This window comes from Paraburkholderia fungorum, from assembly GCF_902833645.1.
In the GTDB taxonomy this organism is placed as follows: Bacteria; Pseudomonadota; Gammaproteobacteria; order Burkholderiales; family Burkholderiaceae; genus Paraburkholderia; species Paraburkholderia fungorum.
The window spans coordinates 1-16,608 of the sequence record NZ_CADFGE010000001.1 but is presented as its reverse complement, the minus strand read 5'-3'; the positions used below and the strand labels follow the sequence as shown (position 1 = coordinate 16,608).

10 protein-coding genes are annotated in these 16,608 nt (G+C 62.9%); 8 read left to right on the top strand and 2 right to left on the bottom strand.

The annotated features are described in order from the left end of the window. Positions 1–24: 24 nt before the first annotated feature. From HWX91_RS00045 to HWX91_RS00010, 8 genes are all read left to right on the top strand, one after another. The gene (locus HWX91_RS00045) at positions 25–1,197 is read left to right on the top strand and encodes an NAD(P)/FAD-dependent oxidoreductase (RefSeq protein WP_028196233.1); all 1,173 of its coding nucleotides are present in this window, start codon (positions 25–27) and stop codon (positions 1,195–1,197) included. A gap of 134 nt (positions 1,198–1,331) precedes the next feature. Then, complete coding sequence (locus HWX91_RS00040) at positions 1,332–2,528, top strand: aminotransferase-like domain-containing protein (protein ID WP_028196234.1); 1,197 nt, start codon at positions 1,332–1,334, stop codon at positions 2,526–2,528. Between the two features lie 489 nt (positions 2,529–3,017). Continuing rightward, positions 3,018–4,808 carry a DUF2138 domain-containing protein gene (locus HWX91_RS00035; RefSeq protein WP_028196235.1) on the top strand — a complete coding sequence of 597 codons (1,791 nt, stop codon included), beginning with the start codon at positions 3,018–3,020 and terminating at the stop codon, positions 4,806–4,808. Next, positions 4,809–5,603: a DUF1175 domain-containing protein gene (locus HWX91_RS00030; protein WP_221306735.1), complete on the top strand. Its 795-nt coding sequence runs from the start codon at positions 4,809–4,811 to the stop codon at positions 5,601–5,603. It begins immediately after the preceding gene. After that, a complete protein-coding gene (locus tag HWX91_RS00025; protein ID WP_028196237.1) occupies positions 5,600–10,384 on the top strand; it encodes an alpha-2-macroglobulin family protein in 4,785 nt (1,594 codons plus the stop codon). Before HWX91_RS00030 ends, HWX91_RS00025 begins: the two co-directional genes overlap by 4 nt. Positions 10,385–10,395: 11 nt before the next feature. After that, the gene (locus HWX91_RS00020) at positions 10,396–12,198 is read left to right on the top strand and encodes a DUF2300 domain-containing protein (protein ID WP_028196238.1); all 1,803 of its coding nucleotides are present in this window, start codon (positions 10,396–10,398) and stop codon (positions 12,196–12,198) included. 107 nt (positions 12,199–12,305) lie between these two features. Further along, entirely contained in the window at positions 12,306–13,085 is a 780-nt protein-coding gene (locus tag HWX91_RS00015) for a YfaP family protein (RefSeq protein WP_042274795.1), read from the top strand. A 22-nt stretch (positions 13,086–13,107) separates the two neighbouring features. Continuing rightward, positions 13,108–13,905, top strand: coding sequence for a YfaP family protein (locus tag HWX91_RS00010; RefSeq protein ID WP_028196240.1), 798 nt, complete (start codon positions 13,108–13,110; stop codon positions 13,903–13,905). Between the two features lie 68 nt (positions 13,906–13,973). Here HWX91_RS00010 and rpoD read toward each other — a convergent pair whose 3' ends face one another. Both rpoD and HWX91_RS40475 read right to left on the bottom strand, forming a co-directional pair. After that, positions 13,974–15,971: an RNA polymerase sigma factor RpoD gene (gene rpoD / locus HWX91_RS00005; protein WP_028196241.1), complete on the bottom strand. Its 1,998-nt coding sequence runs from the start codon at positions 15,969–15,971 to the stop codon at positions 13,974–13,976. A 337-nt stretch (positions 15,972–16,308) separates the two neighbouring features. Continuing rightward, a partial coding sequence (locus HWX91_RS40475; protein ID WP_208459026.1) for a hypothetical protein occupies positions 16,309–16,608 on the bottom strand: 300 nt, incomplete at its 5' end.

The following is a 16,608-nucleotide window of genomic DNA, read 5'->3' as shown; positions in this document are numbered from 1 at the left end:
GCTGCGCTACTCGTGGAGTAAGACATGAGTTCCAAAGTCGTGATCGTCGGCGGTGGGGTGATCGGCAGTTCGATTGCGTATTTTCTGCGGCTGGCCGATCCGTCGGTCAGTGTCACGGTGATCGAACGCGATCCGACTTACGCGCGTTCGTCGTCGGCACTATCGGCGGCGTCCATTCGCCAGCAGTTCTCCACGCCGCTTTCCATTCAGATGTCGCTGTTCGGCATCGAGTTTCTGCGCTCGATCGGCGAGCGGCTCGAGATCGACGGCGCGAAGCCGTCGATCGATCTGCATGAAGGCGGCTATCTGTTTCTCGCCACGGCCGCCGGCGAAGCGACGCTGCGAGAGAATCACGCGCTGCAAACGAGTTTAGGCGCCGATATCAGCCTGCTCGCTAAAGACGCGTTGCAAGCGCGCTTTCCCTGGCTCAACACCGAAGACCTCGTTGCCGGCTGTTACGGCGAAAGCGGTGAGGGCTGGTTCGACGGTTATGGCCTCGTCCAGGCGCTGCGCAAGAAAGCGCAGGCGCTCGGCGCACGCTATATCGCCGCCGACGTCGCCGCGCTGCATCGCGACGGCCCGCATGTCACGCAGGTTCAAACCACCGATGGCGAGGCCTACCCCTGCGACTTCGTCGTAAATGCCGCGGGCGCATGGTCGCGCAAAGTCGCGCAGATGGCGGGCATCGACCTTCCGGTGTTTGCGCGGCGCCGCAGTATTTTCAATGTCACATCGCCCGCGCGGCTCGACCATTGTCCTTTGCTGATCGATCCAAGCGGCGTGTATTTCCGGCCCGAGGGCACCTCGTTTATTTGCGGCACGTCACCGTCGGCAGATAACGATCCCGACGATTTGCCGCTCGATGAGGTCGATCACGCACTCTTCGACGACGTGATCTGGCCGACGCTCGCGCATCGCGTGCCGCAATTCGAAGCGCTGCGGGTGCAGAACTGCTGGTCCGGCTACTACGAATACAACGTACTCGATCAGAACGCGATCATCGGCTTCCATCCGGATGTCGATAACTGCATTTTTGCCAATGGTTTTAGCGGGCACGGCTTGCAGCAGGGCCCGGCAACCGGCCGCGGCATTAGCGAACTGATTCTGCATGGCCGCTACGCGACACTCGATCTGAGCTCGCTGAGCTTCGCTCGCGTGCTCGAAAACCGCCCGATCGTGGAGAAGAACGTGGTTTGAAGGGCACGGTCGAGAGTGTTCAAGGTGATGCGAAAAACGCAATAGGTAGTGCGTAGATATCGTTTGCCGCCCACCCGGACGATGCCCACAATCGACGCCGATCTTCCTTCAAACAAGATAAACGGCCCGTCACCATGTTCACCTTCAATCCCGCATTCGAAGCGCCAACCGGATCGCCTATCCGCGAGTTGTTCAAGTATCTGGCGCAACCCGGCATGATTTCGTTTGCCGGCGGTTATCCGGCGAGCGAACTGTTCGATCGCGAAGGTCTCGATGCGGCCGCGGCGCGTGCGTCGCAGCAGCCTACGCTGTGCCTGCAATACGGTCCGACGGATGGCCTCGCCATCCTCAAGGAGCAACTCGCCCATTTGATGACGCGGCGCGGTACGCCTTGCACGCCGCAGGAATTGCTGGTCACGACCGGTTCGCAGCAGGGCTTCGATTTGTTGCTGCGCGTGATGGTGGCGCCGGGCGACGTGGTGCTGGTCGAACAGCCGGCGTATCCGGCGACCTTGCAGGCGTTGAAGCTGCAAGCGGCCGACGTGGTAACCGTGCCGGTCAATCAGGACGGGCTCGATGTCGCCGCGCTCGCCGAAGTGCTCGAGGCGGGCACATTGGCGCGGCCGCCGAAGCTGCTCTACACCGTTCCGACCTTTGCGAATCCAACCGGCGCGACGTTGTCGCTCGAGCGTCGCATGGCGTTGTTGAAGCTGGCGGCGCGTCACCATTTCCTGATCGTCGAAGACGATCCCTATGGCGACCTGCGTTTCAGCGGCACGGCTTTGCCGTCGCTGCTGGCGTTGAGCGATCAGGTACCGGGTTCACGCGACTGGGTTGTGCATTTTTCGAGTCTTTCCAAAATCGTCGCACCGGGTTTGCGGGTCGGCTGGATGGTCGCGCATGCGGAAATCTTGCGCCGCTGTCTGGTCGCCAAGCAAACCGTCGATCTATGCAGCTCGCCGTGGACCCAGGCGATTGCCGCCGAATACCTGGCCAGCGGCGCGTTGGAGCGCCATTTGCCGCGGATCGTCGACGCCTACGCCGTGAAGTGCCGCACGCTGTGCGATGCGCTCGACCAGCAACTAGGCGATGCGATCGCGTTTCATCGTCCCGCTGGCGGCATGTTCGTGTGGGCGCGATTGACGGGTGGCCAGAATGCGTCCGACACGTTGCGGGCGTGTATCGAGCGCAACGTCATGTTCGTGCCGGGTGTTGCCTTCTATAAAGACAATATCGATCTGGCGGCACTGCGCCTGTCATTTGCCGCGCCCGGCATCGCCGAAATCGAAACCGGCGTGCAGAGAATGAAGCAGGCGCTCGCACTCGTTTGATGACGGCTAAGGCGACTAACGCGACTAACGCGGTATTGGTTGAAAAGCAGTAAGCACAATGCCTGAAATAACCCGGCGAGCACGCGATGCTCAGCCGGGTTTTTTATGTCGACGCTAAATATTCGCGATTTAGCATAGACCGGTCGATCCGGTAAAGCAGCCTTATGTCACGCGCGACCGGACGCCTCCCGCTGCCCCCGCTCAAGGCCGCAGGTCGATGTGCTGCGGCCGTTGTACGCCGTTAGCTTCTTTGCATGCCGTTTTAACTCAAACGATTGTTTCGATTGCGATGCGTCTTCTAATGGGTTAATCCCGCCGGCTCCGTATTTCCGTCAAACTCCTGAAACATGGCTGATTGTTAAATGGAGCGTGACACTGGTTTTTAACGATAAATATCGGTTATCATCGTTGGCCTTCGGCGAATGATTTCGATGAATTAATTCATCGGCGTCCACGTTAATACCGTCGCATCGAACCAGAAAAAATCAGATGAAGATGTCGCGTAAAAAGATTGCAATCCTGGTAGCCGGTCTTCTGGTCGTGGCCGGCGTGGTCATTCAGGCGGTGTGGCGTCCATTCGCGCATCGTAAAGTCGCCGAGAACAGCGAAATCGTGCTCGATATTCATCACCCGGATGCGGTGATCGACAGCGAAGCGCTCTCGCGTTTGCCGCGCGACATTCTGCGGGTGCCGCTGTTGCACGACGTGCTGACCCAGGACTTCGTCGACTATTACGAATCGAATGACACGCGGCTGTCCACGGAGGGCGCGCTGCGGCGGCTCGCATTCGAACATCAACTGGACTGGCGTGATGAACTGATCCGCCGCGTATTCGACGAACCGGCGCACGTGCTGCTATGGCGCTCGCCGGACGGCCGCCTCGGTTACTGGGTGATGTCGATACGCCGCAATGGTCTGGCGAAGCTGGTGCAAGGGTTCGGCAATGTTGCCGCGAGCGATTCGCAGTTGAGTCAGGTGGCCAGGCTTTCCGGTGACGTGCCGGTCTACGCGTTGAAGCTGGCGGTGGGCCGCACGATTCTCTTCGCAACGAAAGACGACCGCCTCGTGGTGATATCCGCCCCCGGCGTGCTGCTCGACCCGAAAGGCGGCTTGCTGGGCGAGCGGGCGGATGCTGTGTCAGAGATGCTTTCGTCCGGCCGCGACGATGCGGCGAGCGCCTATCGACTCGACGCCTCCGGCGACGCGCCGAAGGGGCACCGACTGGTGGTGTCGGCGAATTATTTGTCGTTTGGCTATCAGGCGTTTTTCTCCGGCATTGACGCGCTGCGTTTCGATTTCTCGACCAACGGCAATGCCGCGGCGAACTGGCAGACTTCCGCGCTGATCGAGCCGGGCAAGTTGCCCCAGGAGTGGAATAGCGCCGACTTGTGGCGCGCGTTGCCGGCTAATCCGGCGGCGTGCACGAGCTTGCCGGCCGACTGGAAAGAGGCTTCGGGCCTGTTGGGCAAGGTGGCCGACGTCGGCGCGCAGGGCGCTGCCGCGATCGGCGATCAGCTCACCGGTCCCGCGGCCATCTGCTGGTACGCGAAGTCCGCGCTGGTCTCACCGGTGTTCGTCGCGCGCGTGAAGACACAGGACGTGGCGAGCAGCGCCGCGCTGAAGGCGTCGCTCGGCAAGACCTTTGGCGACGTGATCGGCGCATACGAGGCGAAGGCTGCCCAATCCGGTGACGCCGGTTCGGGCTATCGCCGCTTGCCGGTCACGCAGCACGACCAGGGCGCGGGCGTCACGGTCTGGCAACGGCCGGTCAGTGCGCGCTCGGGTACGGCTTTGTCCAGCAAGGCGTCGTTCGCATCGCAATTGTCGGCGGAGCGTTATTTCCCGGTGACACTCGCTTTGGCGCACGGTTACCTGATCTTCTCCCCCGATTCACGTCTGGTCGACGACACGCTCGCCGTGCTCGACAAGCGCTATCCGGCGCTCGCGGACACGCTCGCGCCGCAACGTCTGCCGCGCACGATTCTGACGCTGACGCCTTCGTCCGCGGCCGCGTTGATCGAGCGCGAAACGGGCGCGGCGCTGCCGGCGGATCAGGAGGCGGTGTTCCGCAATGCATCGCGCACGCATCTCGTGCCGAAGCTGCATGCGCTCGCTCACTACCCGCCGGTTTCGTTGACGCTGCCGCAGAACCTGCCGGGTTCGACGGGCTGGGTTCCGGTTGAGTGGTGGTTCGATCGCGCGCAGGCGGGTGCGGGTGGTGCTGCTGATGCCGGTGCGGCTGATGCGCCTGCTGATCAACCCGGCACTGAGGGCGATTGAATGCGCCGCCTTCACGTCGGTGACGTGGCATCCGCGACGGATGCGTGCGTAGTGGCGCAAGCGCCTGCCGCGCATGCAATCGCGCACGTGCACGTGCACGGCTCGCGGGCCGCCGCGCGCCGTGCGTGGCTCGCACGCGTGGCGTCGGCGCTCGTCATGGCGAGCCTTTCGCCCTATGCAACCGCTCTCGCCAGCAGCACCGCGTCGCCCGACCCCGACGCGCTTTCGCCGCAGCAATCCGCCGCGTTTCGCGCCTGGTTCACGCGTATCGTCGACCAGCAAATGCGCCGCGGTCCCACGCCGCGCTGGACTCAACGCGATTGCGCGGGGCTGGTGCGGTTTGCCGTCGGCGAAACACTCAAGCCGCATGACAGTAAATGGCTGCGCGCCAACGGCATGACCAGTCTCGCGGACGCCAGCAGCATGCCGCCCGAACTGCAACTGTCCGCATCGCAACGCACAATCGCCAATCGCTGGACCCGGGTCGACGGTTCCACCGGCGCGTACGCGTCGGCAATCGCGCTGATTCAACGCAATAGCCGGTTTGTTTCGAAGGACGTGAATCAGGCGCTGCCCGGCGACCTGCTGTTCTTCGACCAGGGCGACGACCAGCATCTGATGATCTGGTTGGATCGCTACATCGCTTATCACACAGGCACCGTTACGCCGACCGATACCGGTCTGCGCGCCGTGGCCGTCTCCGACCTGATGCAATGGAAAGATTCCCGCTGGCAGCCGCTCGACGGCAATCCGAATTTCGTTGGCGTGTTTCGTTTGGACTTTCTGACACCATGACCCGAATGCAATCCGTCACTGCGTCGCGCGCCTGGCTCGGCAACTTACAACGTCGCGCGGGCGTGGCGCTGGTCGCGCTTTTTGCGGCCATGACACTTGTCATCGCACCGGCGGCCCATGCCGACGACGATGCTTCGAGCACTGCCGCCGATACCAATATCGCCGCGAATCCGACGCTGCAAACAGCGCCGCCAAGCAACTTCGCCTCGCAGAAGGTCGATGGACAACCGTTCTTCCTGCTCTCGGATGCGAGCTTCGGCAGCGATCAGTTGGCACAGGTGCGGCTTGAGGCGCCCGGCCGCGAGTTTAAGGACGCATTGCAGGCGTACGGCGGCGCGGACATCGTCGTATATCGCGTGCCGAAGCCGTTGGACTTTCTGAAGGCGCAGAAGAATCTGCATCGTCTGAACGTCGTGCCGAATTATCAGGGTGAAGGTCTGGCGAATACGCTGGCTTACCTGTGGGACCGCTGGTTCACCGAAGCACGCCGCGCCTGGCAGCGCGTGCTCTCGTTCGCGACACGCAGCAAGGCGACCCAGGCCGAGCCGCAATTCAAGCTCGGTGAGCAGACCGGCAAGCAGACACAATTCCGTCAGAACTCGCAGTTCGCGCCGCTGAAAGGCTATGACATGGTCGCGCGCTTTCGCTATCCGATCTGGGACGCGAAGGTGATCGAGCCGCCGAAGGGCGTCAATCTCGAGGGCAGCAGCAGTAACTTTATTGAAGCAAGTTCGGGCAACGTAATGATTCCGGTCGGCAAGCTGCCGCCTGGGCTTTACATCGTCGAGGCGGTGATCGGCAACTATCGCGCGCATACCTTGCTGTTCGTGTCGGACACGGTCGCGGTCGTAAAAGCGGCGTCGAGCGGCATGCTAGTTTGGACCGCACGGCGAGATAACGGCAAGCCGGTGCCGAACACCGACGTGAGCTGGACCGATGGCGTCGGCGTGCTGCAAAGCGGCGCGACCGGTAACGACGGCGCGCTAATGCTGCAACACGTGAGCCCCGAGCGCAGCTACGTGCTCGGCACTGATCCGCAAGGCGGCGTGTTCGTCTCGGAGAATTTCTATTACGACAGCGAGATCTACAACACCAAGATCTACGCAGTGACCGACCGCCCGATGTACCGGCCGGGCGACGCGGTGCATGTGAAGTTCATCGGCCGCACGTTCCAGAACGCAACGCAATCCACCGCGCCTGCCGAGGCCGATATCAAGCTCGACGTGCTCGACCCGAACGGTTCGCCGGTGGCCAGCAGCAAGACGCATTTTGCTTCCGACACGGGGGCGGACGTGTCCTTCACGCTGCCCGCCGACGCCACCGCGGGCGGCTATACGCTGCGCTTCGACTACAACGGCGATGTCTACGGCAGCGCATTTCGCGTCGCCGAATATGTGAAGCCGCATTTCGACGTCAACCTGTCGATGGAGAAAGCCGACTATGCGACGGGCGAGCAACTGAAGGGCAAGATCCAGTTGCGCTATCCGGACGGCAAACCCGTGCGCGACAGCAAGGTGTCCGTCACGCTGCGGGCGCAGAAAGTGACGATCGTCGACGGTGAACTGCGCTATGCCGGATTGTTCCCAGTCAAGCTGGAACAGCAGGAACTCACGACCGATAGCGACGGCAACGCGAGCCTCACGCTGCCCGCCGCCAAAGAACCAAGCCGTTATGCGTTGACGCTGTTTGCACAGGACGGTGCGGCCTATAAAGTGCGTGTCACGCGTGAAGTGCTGATCGCGCGCGGCGCGACGCCTTATCGCTTGTCGACGGCCAAGTCGTTCTCGCAGCCGAAGGAAGCGGTCAATTTCGATTTGCAAGCGCTGGGTACGATCGATCCGGCGTCGCATGCGCCGGCCAAATGGGAATGGAGGCGCCTCGAATCGCAGACACACGGCGAAGGCGCACTCAAGGGCGCGACGGCAGGCGGCAAGCTGTCGTTCCCGGTGCAATTCGATGAGCCGGGCTCATACACGCTGTCCGTCAAGGACGACACGGGCAATCTGCTCGCGGCCACGAGCCATTGGGTGGCGGGTGATGGTCTGAAGGCGATTCCGGGCAGCGTCGAGATCGTGTTCGATCGCGATAAGTACAGGATCGGCGATACCGCCGAAGCACTGATTACCTTCCCGATGCCGGTCAACGATGCACTCCTGACGCTCGAGCGCGACAACGTCGAACACCGTGCGTTGCTGACAGCGGGCGGCGACTGGTTGCAACTGCAACGCGTGGCGCCCTCGCAATGGAAGGCGCGTATCAAGGTCGGCGAAGAATTCGCACCGAACATGACGTTCTCGGTGCTGTACGTGTATGCCGGCGAATACGTGTTCCAGAACGCGGGCATCGTGGTCGCGCAACCGCAGATCGAACTGAACGTGAAGAGCGACAAGCCGGTGTACGGTCCGGGCGATACGGTCACGCTGAATTTCGACAGCACGCTGAACGGCAAACCGGAAGCAGCGAACCTGACGGTGAGCGTGGTCGATGAAATGGTCTACGTATTGCAGCCGGAAATCGCGCCGAATATCGTCGACTTTTTCTATCATCCGCGCCGTAACAACGTGCGGACCTCGTCGAGCCTGTCGTTCATTACGTACGACCTGGCGCGCTCGCCGTTGAAGGGCGCGCCCGGTGGCCCGCAACGCGCGAACTACAACGAGCGCGGCGTGAAGGTGCTCGAACGGCCGCGCCGTGACGATCAGGACACGGCAGCGTGGGAAGGCACGCTGAAGACCGACGCGAACGGTCACGCGACCATGACGTTCAGGATGCCGGACTCGCTGGCCCGCTGGCGCGTTACCGTGCGCGCGGCGGCGCCGGACGGCATGGTCGGCCAACGCACCGCTTACGTGCGTTCGGATAAGGCGCTGTATCTCAAGTGGAGCGGACCGTCGCATTTCCGCGTCAACGATCAGCCGGCCATCGACATGATCGCCTTCAATCAGACCGACGCGGACGTGGACGCCGAGTGGGTGGTCAACGGCGGCGGACTCTCGTTGAACCAGAAGGTCACGCTCAAGCGCGGCGCCAACTATCTGCGTCTGCCTACAGGGGCGTTGAAGGCCGGTTTGGTTGACGCGAGCTTGCGTCGTGCGGGTAAGGATGTGGATCGCTTGCAGACCACTATCGTGCTCGACGCGAGCGGCTGGCTCGATCTGCATCAGAACGCGGTGGCGCTCGACGGCTCGAACAAGCCGCTCAATTTGCCGCCGGATGCACAGGACGTCAGCGTGCGTTTCATCGGCAGTGCAGCGAGCCAGTTCGCGCGCGTCGCCGACGATCTGATCAACTATCCGTACGGTTGCGCCGAGCAGACCTCGAGCCGCCTGATTCCTTTGGCGCTTGCTCACGATGCGATTGGCCGTGGCGACAATGCAAGCTCGACGCAGGGGCTCGAAGCGCTCTTGCGCAATCAGCGTCAACGTCTAGCGATGCTGGCGGGTGTCGGCGGCACGTTCGGCTGGTGGGGCGATACGACCGGCGGCAGTGCGTTGATTACCGCCTACGCGTACTACGCGGACTGGCTCGCGAGCCGCAGCCTCGGCATTACGCTGCCTGCCGACAACTGGCAGCACGCAATGGACGTCTATCGCGACGCCGGCGCCAAAGAGCCGCTGTTGCATCGCGCGCTGGCGCTGTGGTTCATGCAGCAGATGGGCCTGCCGGTCGCCACGCCGGTTTCGGGCGTCGCGGCGGATTTGACGAGCGATGCAGCGGCTAACGGTAAAGCGCCGTCGGCCAACGTCACCTATGGTGCGTCGGACAGTATCGTGTTCGCGCAGCCTGATACGCCGCGCGGCAAGCAGATGGCGACGTTGCTGATCGCCAACCTCGCGCGCGGCTCGAATGCTCAACTGCCCGATGGCTTCGAGGCCGCGGCGAGTGCCGCGCGTACGGCTCTCGCGAACGATCCTGCGCCGCTCGTGCAGAGCCTGCTTTACATGACCGGCGGCGACGGCGGCGCGGCGATCGATGCGTCGGCCTTGCTTGCGAAAAGCAGCGCCGATTACCCGACGCTCGATCGCGCGTTGACCTTGCTGTGGGTGCGTAAAGCGCTCGGCGGCGATACGGCGCCGGCTTCGCTGCCATCGCTGCAAGGCGCGGGCTGGACACGCGCTGTGACGTCGACCGGCACGCCCCTCTGGAAGTGGAATGGCGCGGCACTGCCCACCACGCTCGATGCGGGCGGCGCGCGCACCGATGTGAACGCACTGGTTTCGTTCCGCAGCCATACGAGCGAGGACAGTCGCCTGAACATCACGGTCGAACGCCGTTTCTACAAGCTCGAACCGCTCGACGTGAAGGTCGATCCGAAGAAGGGAGACGCCGCGAGTCAAATGGGCCGCTCGGCATTTACCGCGCGTCTGGTGAAGTCAGGCGATGCGATCGACAGCAATGCACTGTACGTCGACGAAGTCACACTCACGCCGCGCTCGGGCAACGCTTACCACTACGGTTTGCTCGACGTGCCGCTGCCGCCGGGTGGCGATGTCGAGGCGACTAGCTGGGGCGTGTCGATCGACGGATTGCCGGGCGCAAAGGACGGCGCAAGCGGTCCGCAGCCGTTCGCGCGTGCTGCGTCGTATGAGATGGGTGAGCTGGCTTATCACCAGCCGGTGCCCTTGCTCGATCGTCCGGTGACGCTGCGGCAACTGGTTCGCTTCGCGTTGCCGGGCACGTTCGCGTTGCCGCCGGCTCGCTACTTCCGCATGTATCAGCCGGACGCCAAGGCGTTCGAAGGCGGCAAGAGCGATCGCGTAACAAGCCTGCGTATTCAGTAAGCGAGGCCGCCGTGTTCTCCGCTCTTCGGCATTCGCGCGATCGTCTGGCAGTTACGCTGCGGGTTGCGCTCGTGGTGGGAGCGGGGGGCATTTTTAGTGGTGCGAGTGCGGCTGTGGTCGCGGCTGCGGCGAGTACATTGCCGTCCGTGTCGCCGACCGGGTCCGCTGCGCAGATGCTGCGCTTTGCCTGGTTGCGCGACGGTCAATCGCAGCTTTGGCAATTCAACGCCGCTGCCGCCGCGACTGCCGCCGCGGACGGTCTCACGCCGCAGTCCGCACGTCCGTTGCCGGCGACGCTGGAGACGCCGCTCGGCAGCTTGTGGAAGCTGTTCGTCTATGGTTATCTGGTCGATCGCAATATCGCCACGCCGGACTACGTCTGCAACGGCGGCGATCCTGAAGAAGTGTATTGCTGCATGACAGGCGGTCACGTCGACCGTGATCATGCGCTGGTGCAATCGTGCGGACGTTTTTTCGAACCCGCGCGCCTGCAACTCGATCCGGCCGATTGGCGCAAGTACTGGACGGCCGCGCATGCACCCGTCTGGCTGCGCGACCTCCACGCGATGACACCCACCCGTCGCGTGCCGGTGACCGAGCTGCTCGCCGCATTGCAGGCGATGCCGTCACGGCCACGCGAAGCGGCGTCGAGCACGCTGGTGTCGGTGCTGACCAGCGGACGCGGTGAGGGCACCGTGTCGCTCTACGGCAGCGTGCTGCGCGCCAAAACCTGGACCATGCCGGACCCGGCGCGGCCCGGTGCTTCGATCGGTGGTGCGGCAGGCTGGCTCGCCGATGGCACGCCGGTATGGCTAGGGGGCGCCGGCGGCAGCGCACGGGTGCTGGCGGCCGCCGCGCCGCGCATCGCGCCGTTGTTCACGCAAATCACCGTGCCCGACGACAACGCGTGCGTGCTGGTCGACTTCTTCAGCCGTTATCCGATTCGTGAGGTGCTCGGCGATAAAGGGCCGGCAGCGGTGCCCGAGGGTCCGTTGCGCGGCGATTTCCGGGTCGGCTTCGTCAACGGCAACTGGGCGCGGGTGGAAAGCCAGGGCGAACTGCGGCTCGATCGCGACGCTGCCGGTGCGCCGCAGATAGTGGGCCGCTTCGGCATGAACGACTACGTCGCGCGGGTGGTCGAGCGGGAAGGCGACACGAGCCAGCCGGAAGCGGCGAAGGCTTTGGCGGTGGCGGCGCGCTCCTACGTCGTGCAACATGGCAATCACGACCACGGCTGCTTTCGTATCGACGACAGCAGCAGCACGCAGCGCGTCCTGCCGCGCGTGCCGACCGCTGCGGCGCGCCGTGCAGCCGATCTGACCGACGCGCTGGTGCTCACCGGCGTGCCGGTTCAGTATCACCACGACAAGGCCGCCCCCGGTCAGATGAGCTGGCTTGTCGCGAAGGCGTCCGCGCAAACCGGTCTCACTTTCGACGCGATTCTGTCGCGCACCTGGCCGCAAGCAACCTTGACGTCGTTCGAGAGTCCGCTGTCCGGTGATTGCATCCAGGTGGCGGGGGCCCAGCAATGGTTGCAGCGCAACGCGCCGTTGTGGGCACGGCGCATGGACGGCGCAGCCGGTTACGAGACCCCCGATCTGCCCGCGGTGTGCGAGGTGCGTGAAGGACGGCCCTATGCGGACGCGCAGCGCAATCGCGTGTACGTATATCGTCTGCAGACCGAAGAGGACCGTATCGCGCTGACGCATGAATATATTCACCTCGCGTTCCAGCATCATCCGCGCGGCCTCGATGAAGCGTTTGTCGAACGTACCGCTCGCACGCTGATCCGTACGGACAATCCCATTCAATGAATACCCTCTCGCGCTCGCTTTCCGCTAAGTTCCGCGCGCTTCCTGTGATGCGCCACGTTCGAGTTCCCGCGACTGTTGCCTTGGTCTCGGCTGTGCTGGCGGCGAGTATGGCGACCAATGTGCAAGCTGCCGGCGCCGACGGTAATGGCGGTGCGCTCGCCGATCTCACCGGCGCATTCGGCGGTTGGCGCCACAGCGGATTGACGAACGAAGGCGAGCACTTCGTCGCGGCCTATCCCCGGCCGCCGGTCGACCGTGGTGCGCAACGCTACCGCACGCTGATCGAAGGGCGCCTGAAGCACATCGACAAACACGCGCGCAAGCCGCCCACGCTGGTCGTCAACGGCAACCCGACGCCGCTCTATACCGACGAAGATGGCGCATTCGCGCGCCCGTGGGCATTCGGGGCGGGTTCGAACAGCATCGAATTGATTTCCGCGGACGGCAAACAGCACCAGCGCATGCAGTTCTACGAAGCCGATCACAGCAAGCCGCAGGCGAAATTGCGCGCGATCGTCACGTGGGACGACCCGAAAGCGCAGGTGGATTTGCACGTGATCACGCCGGGCGGCCTGCATGCGTTCTTCGCCAATCCCACGCTCGAAGACGGCAGCGGCTTCGACGTCGATTCGGTGGACGGTGCGGGGCCAGGCATATTTTCATCGGCGGCGCCCGAGCATGGTACGTGGCTGTTCTTTCTGAACTATTGGGGCAATTTCGATTCGACCGGCTACAACTTCGACGCCGCCGCGCACGAGCGCGACGTTATTACCGCGACGTTGACGCTGGTTTTCAATGAAAACACGCCGAACGAGCGGCGTGAAACAATGGTCGTGCCGCTGCGCAAGATCGGCGACCTGCAGCTCGTGAAAAGCGAGCGACTCTGAGGGCGGGATGGGAGCAGTGACGATGAAGGTCAAGACAACGGGTTGGGCGAAGGCTGGCTGGATGATGCTTGTCGTCGCCTGTTTGCAGGCTGCGACGCTAGCGCACGCGAGCGATATCGACTTCGGCGCGCCGTTGAACGGCTGGCGCAACACGAGCGGCGACACCGAGCGTTATACGCAGGACGTGCATTATCCGGCCGTGACGGTGACGACGCCGGAAGGCCAGTCGAAGTTCGCGCTGATCGAAGGGCAGATCCGTAACACGCCGAAGAAGAAGGGCGCCACGGTGGGCACGCTGGTGGTGAACGGTACGCCGTTGCCGCAGCGCATCGAGGAAGACGGCAAGTTCTCGCGGCCTTACGCATTTCCGTCCGGCAGTAACGGTGTCGAACTGCGGGCGCCGGATGGTTCACGCAAGCGCGTGCAGTTTTACGACGCATACAGCGGTAAAACCCAACCGAAATTGCGCGTGTTGCTCGCATGGGACACCGATGGCACCGATCTGGACTTGCATGTGGTTTCGCCGGACGGCGTGCACACCTGGTACGGCGACCGTGTTGCGCCGAATGGCGGCTCGCTCGACGTGGACGTGACGACCGGCTATGGGCCGGAGATCTACTCGTCGGCGGCGCCGTTGAAGGGCACCTATCTGGTGTACGTGAATTATTACGGCAATGGGAATAGCGGCAGCGATATGACCGTCGCGCAGGTGACGATCATCACGAACGAGAATACGCCCAATGAGAAGAGCGAAACGATTCGGGTGCCGATGCGTAAGCCAGGCGAGCTGACGCTCGTGAAGACGTTTGTGATGCCCTAGGCGAATGCTGGGCGATATGCACGGCATGCGCTTGCCGTGCATGGCGCACGACAAGCGCAACCGCTTGCTTAACGGTCGAGGAACGACTTCAGGCGATCTGCGCGGCTCGGATGCATCAGCTTGCGCATGGCCTTGCTTTCGATCTGGCGAATCCGCTCGCGCGTGACGTCGAACTGCTTGCCGACTTCTTCGAGCGTGTGGTCCGACTTCGTGTTGATGCCGTAGCGCATGCGTAGCACCTTCGCTTCGCGCGGCGACAGCGAGTCGAGCGCGTCGTCGATGGCGGCGCGCAAGTCGGCCTGCATCGCTGCATCAGCCGGCGAAGATGCTGCCGAATCTTCGATCATGTCGCCGAGCGTGGCGTCGCCGTCGTCACCCACCGGCGTTTCCATCGACACCGGCTGCTTGGCGATCTTCAGAATGCCGCGCACTTTCTCTTCCGACAGTTCCATGCGCTCCGCCAGCACCGAAGGATGGGCTTCCTGACCGGTCTGTTGCAGGATCTCGCGCGAAATGCGGTTGAGCTTGTTGATCGTTTCGATCATGTGCACCGGCACGCGGATCGTGCGAGCCTGATCGGCGAGTGAACGCGTCACGGCCTGACGAACCCACCAGGTGGCATACGTCGAGAACTTCCAGCCACGGCGGTATTCGAACTTGTCCACGGCCTTCATCAAACCGATGTTGCCTTCCTGGATCAGATCAAGGAACAGCATGCCGCGGTTGACGTACTTCTTTGCGATCGAGATCACGAGACGCAGATTCGCCTCGATCATCTCGCTCTTGGCCTTGCGCATCTTCGACTCGGCGGCAACCATCTGACGGTTGATCTCTTTCAGATGCTTGAGCGGCAGCGAAACGGTTGCCTCGATGTCGATCAGCTTCTGCTGTTCCGACTGGATGGCCGGCAGATGACGCTCCAGCGCCGCGCCGAACGACGACGAGCCGCGTGCGGCACGCTCGGTCCAGCCGAGATCGGCTTCGTGACCCTTGAACGATTCGATGAACTGCTCGCGCGGCATGCCGCTCTTCGTCACGACGATTTGCATGATGTTGCGTTCGATCGCGCGAACCTGGGCGACCTGGCTTTGCACGTCGCCGCACAGGCGGTCGATCGTGCGAGCCGTAAAGCGAATCTTCGCGAGGTGCTGCTGGATCTCTTCGCGGGCGCGCAGGTAAGCCTTCGAGCTGACGTCGCCGCGCGTGTGCGAGGCGTTCATCTGATCGGACAGGATGCCGACCTGGGCGAAGATCTCGAGGCAATCGCTCGTGAGTTGCTTCAGACGTGCTTCGTCTGCTGCCGAGGAGTCGGCCGGGCCGGCGTCGTCGTCTTCTTCGTCATCGCTGTCGACATCGTCGCTCGCGTCGGCGTCGACGTCCGCTGCGGCGTCCGCAGTGGTGTCTTCCGCGGCGGCGGTGTCTTCGTTCAAACCGTCGACCAGTTCGTCGATCCGCAGTTCGCCGTCCGCGACCTGTTGGGCGCTCGCCAGAATGGCGGAGATCGCGAGCGGGCAAGCGGCAATCGCCTGCACCATTTCGTGCAGACCGTCTTCAATGCGCTTCGCAATCGCGATTTCGCCTGCGCGGGTCAGCAACTCGGTTGCGCCCATTTCGCGCATATACATGCGCACGGGGTCGGTCGTACGGCCGAACTCGGAATCGACGGTCGACAACGCGACTTCGGTTTCCTCGTCAGCCTGATCGTCCGACACCACGGCGGGGGCGTTCGAGTTGAGCAGCAGGGTTTCCGCATCCGGAGCCTGCTCGTAGACCTGCACGCCCATGTCGTTGAACGCGCTGACGATGCTGTCGATCGCCGCGGTTTGCGCGAAGTTATCGGGCAGGTGGTCGTTGATCTGCGCGTGGGTCAGGTAGCCTTGCTCCTTGCCCAACTGGATCAGCGCGCGCATCTGGCGCTGACGCTCTTCAGCCTGTTGCGGCGGCAGTTCGGCCGCTACGGGGATCGCTTTGCCAGCGCCTTTGCCCTTGGCTGTACGGCCAGCGGGCGCTTTTGGGGTGTATCCGGCAGTTTCGTGTTGCGAATCTTCGCGATCAAAAGGGTTCACGTATTCTCCTCTAGAGGCTTCGCTATGAGACGCAAGACGCTACCGTCAGGCGTTTCGAGCATGGCTCAACATCACCTGAGTGACTCAACGCGGTTGTTTGGCTGTGCTCTGGGGAGCAAAAAAGATGAGCCCGCACTAAGCGGGCCGATAGAAATGTGCGAAATTCGCGCGGCTCGCATTATATACGACCTTGCGCCTTCGCGCTCATTGTGCGTACACCTTTTGTGATGCGCTCTCGCCGCGGGCCTGTTCGCGTGCCATTGGTCGCTGGGCGGATGCTCGTTATGGGCGGCGCGCCGACGGACAGCCTTCCTACTATAGATGAAGTCGCGCGCCCTCACATGGTGTCTACACATTTTGCTACCTCGCTATATATAGGGGCGCCGTGGAAGGATGCAAGTTCTGGCGTCGATTCGTACTTACCCAAAAGAAAATTCGCAGAAGGGGGTTGACGGCGGGGCAGTCGATCTTCATAATCTCGTTTCTCTGCTGCTGATGCAGCGACGCAGAACGAAGCGGTACCGGTGGTTGCGCAGGTGGGCGACACGGTGCGGATTCGGTAGTGAATGCGGACTCGATCTTTAAAAATTAACAGCCGATAAGTGTGGGCGCTTGATGCGCGACGCGCGGTGGACTC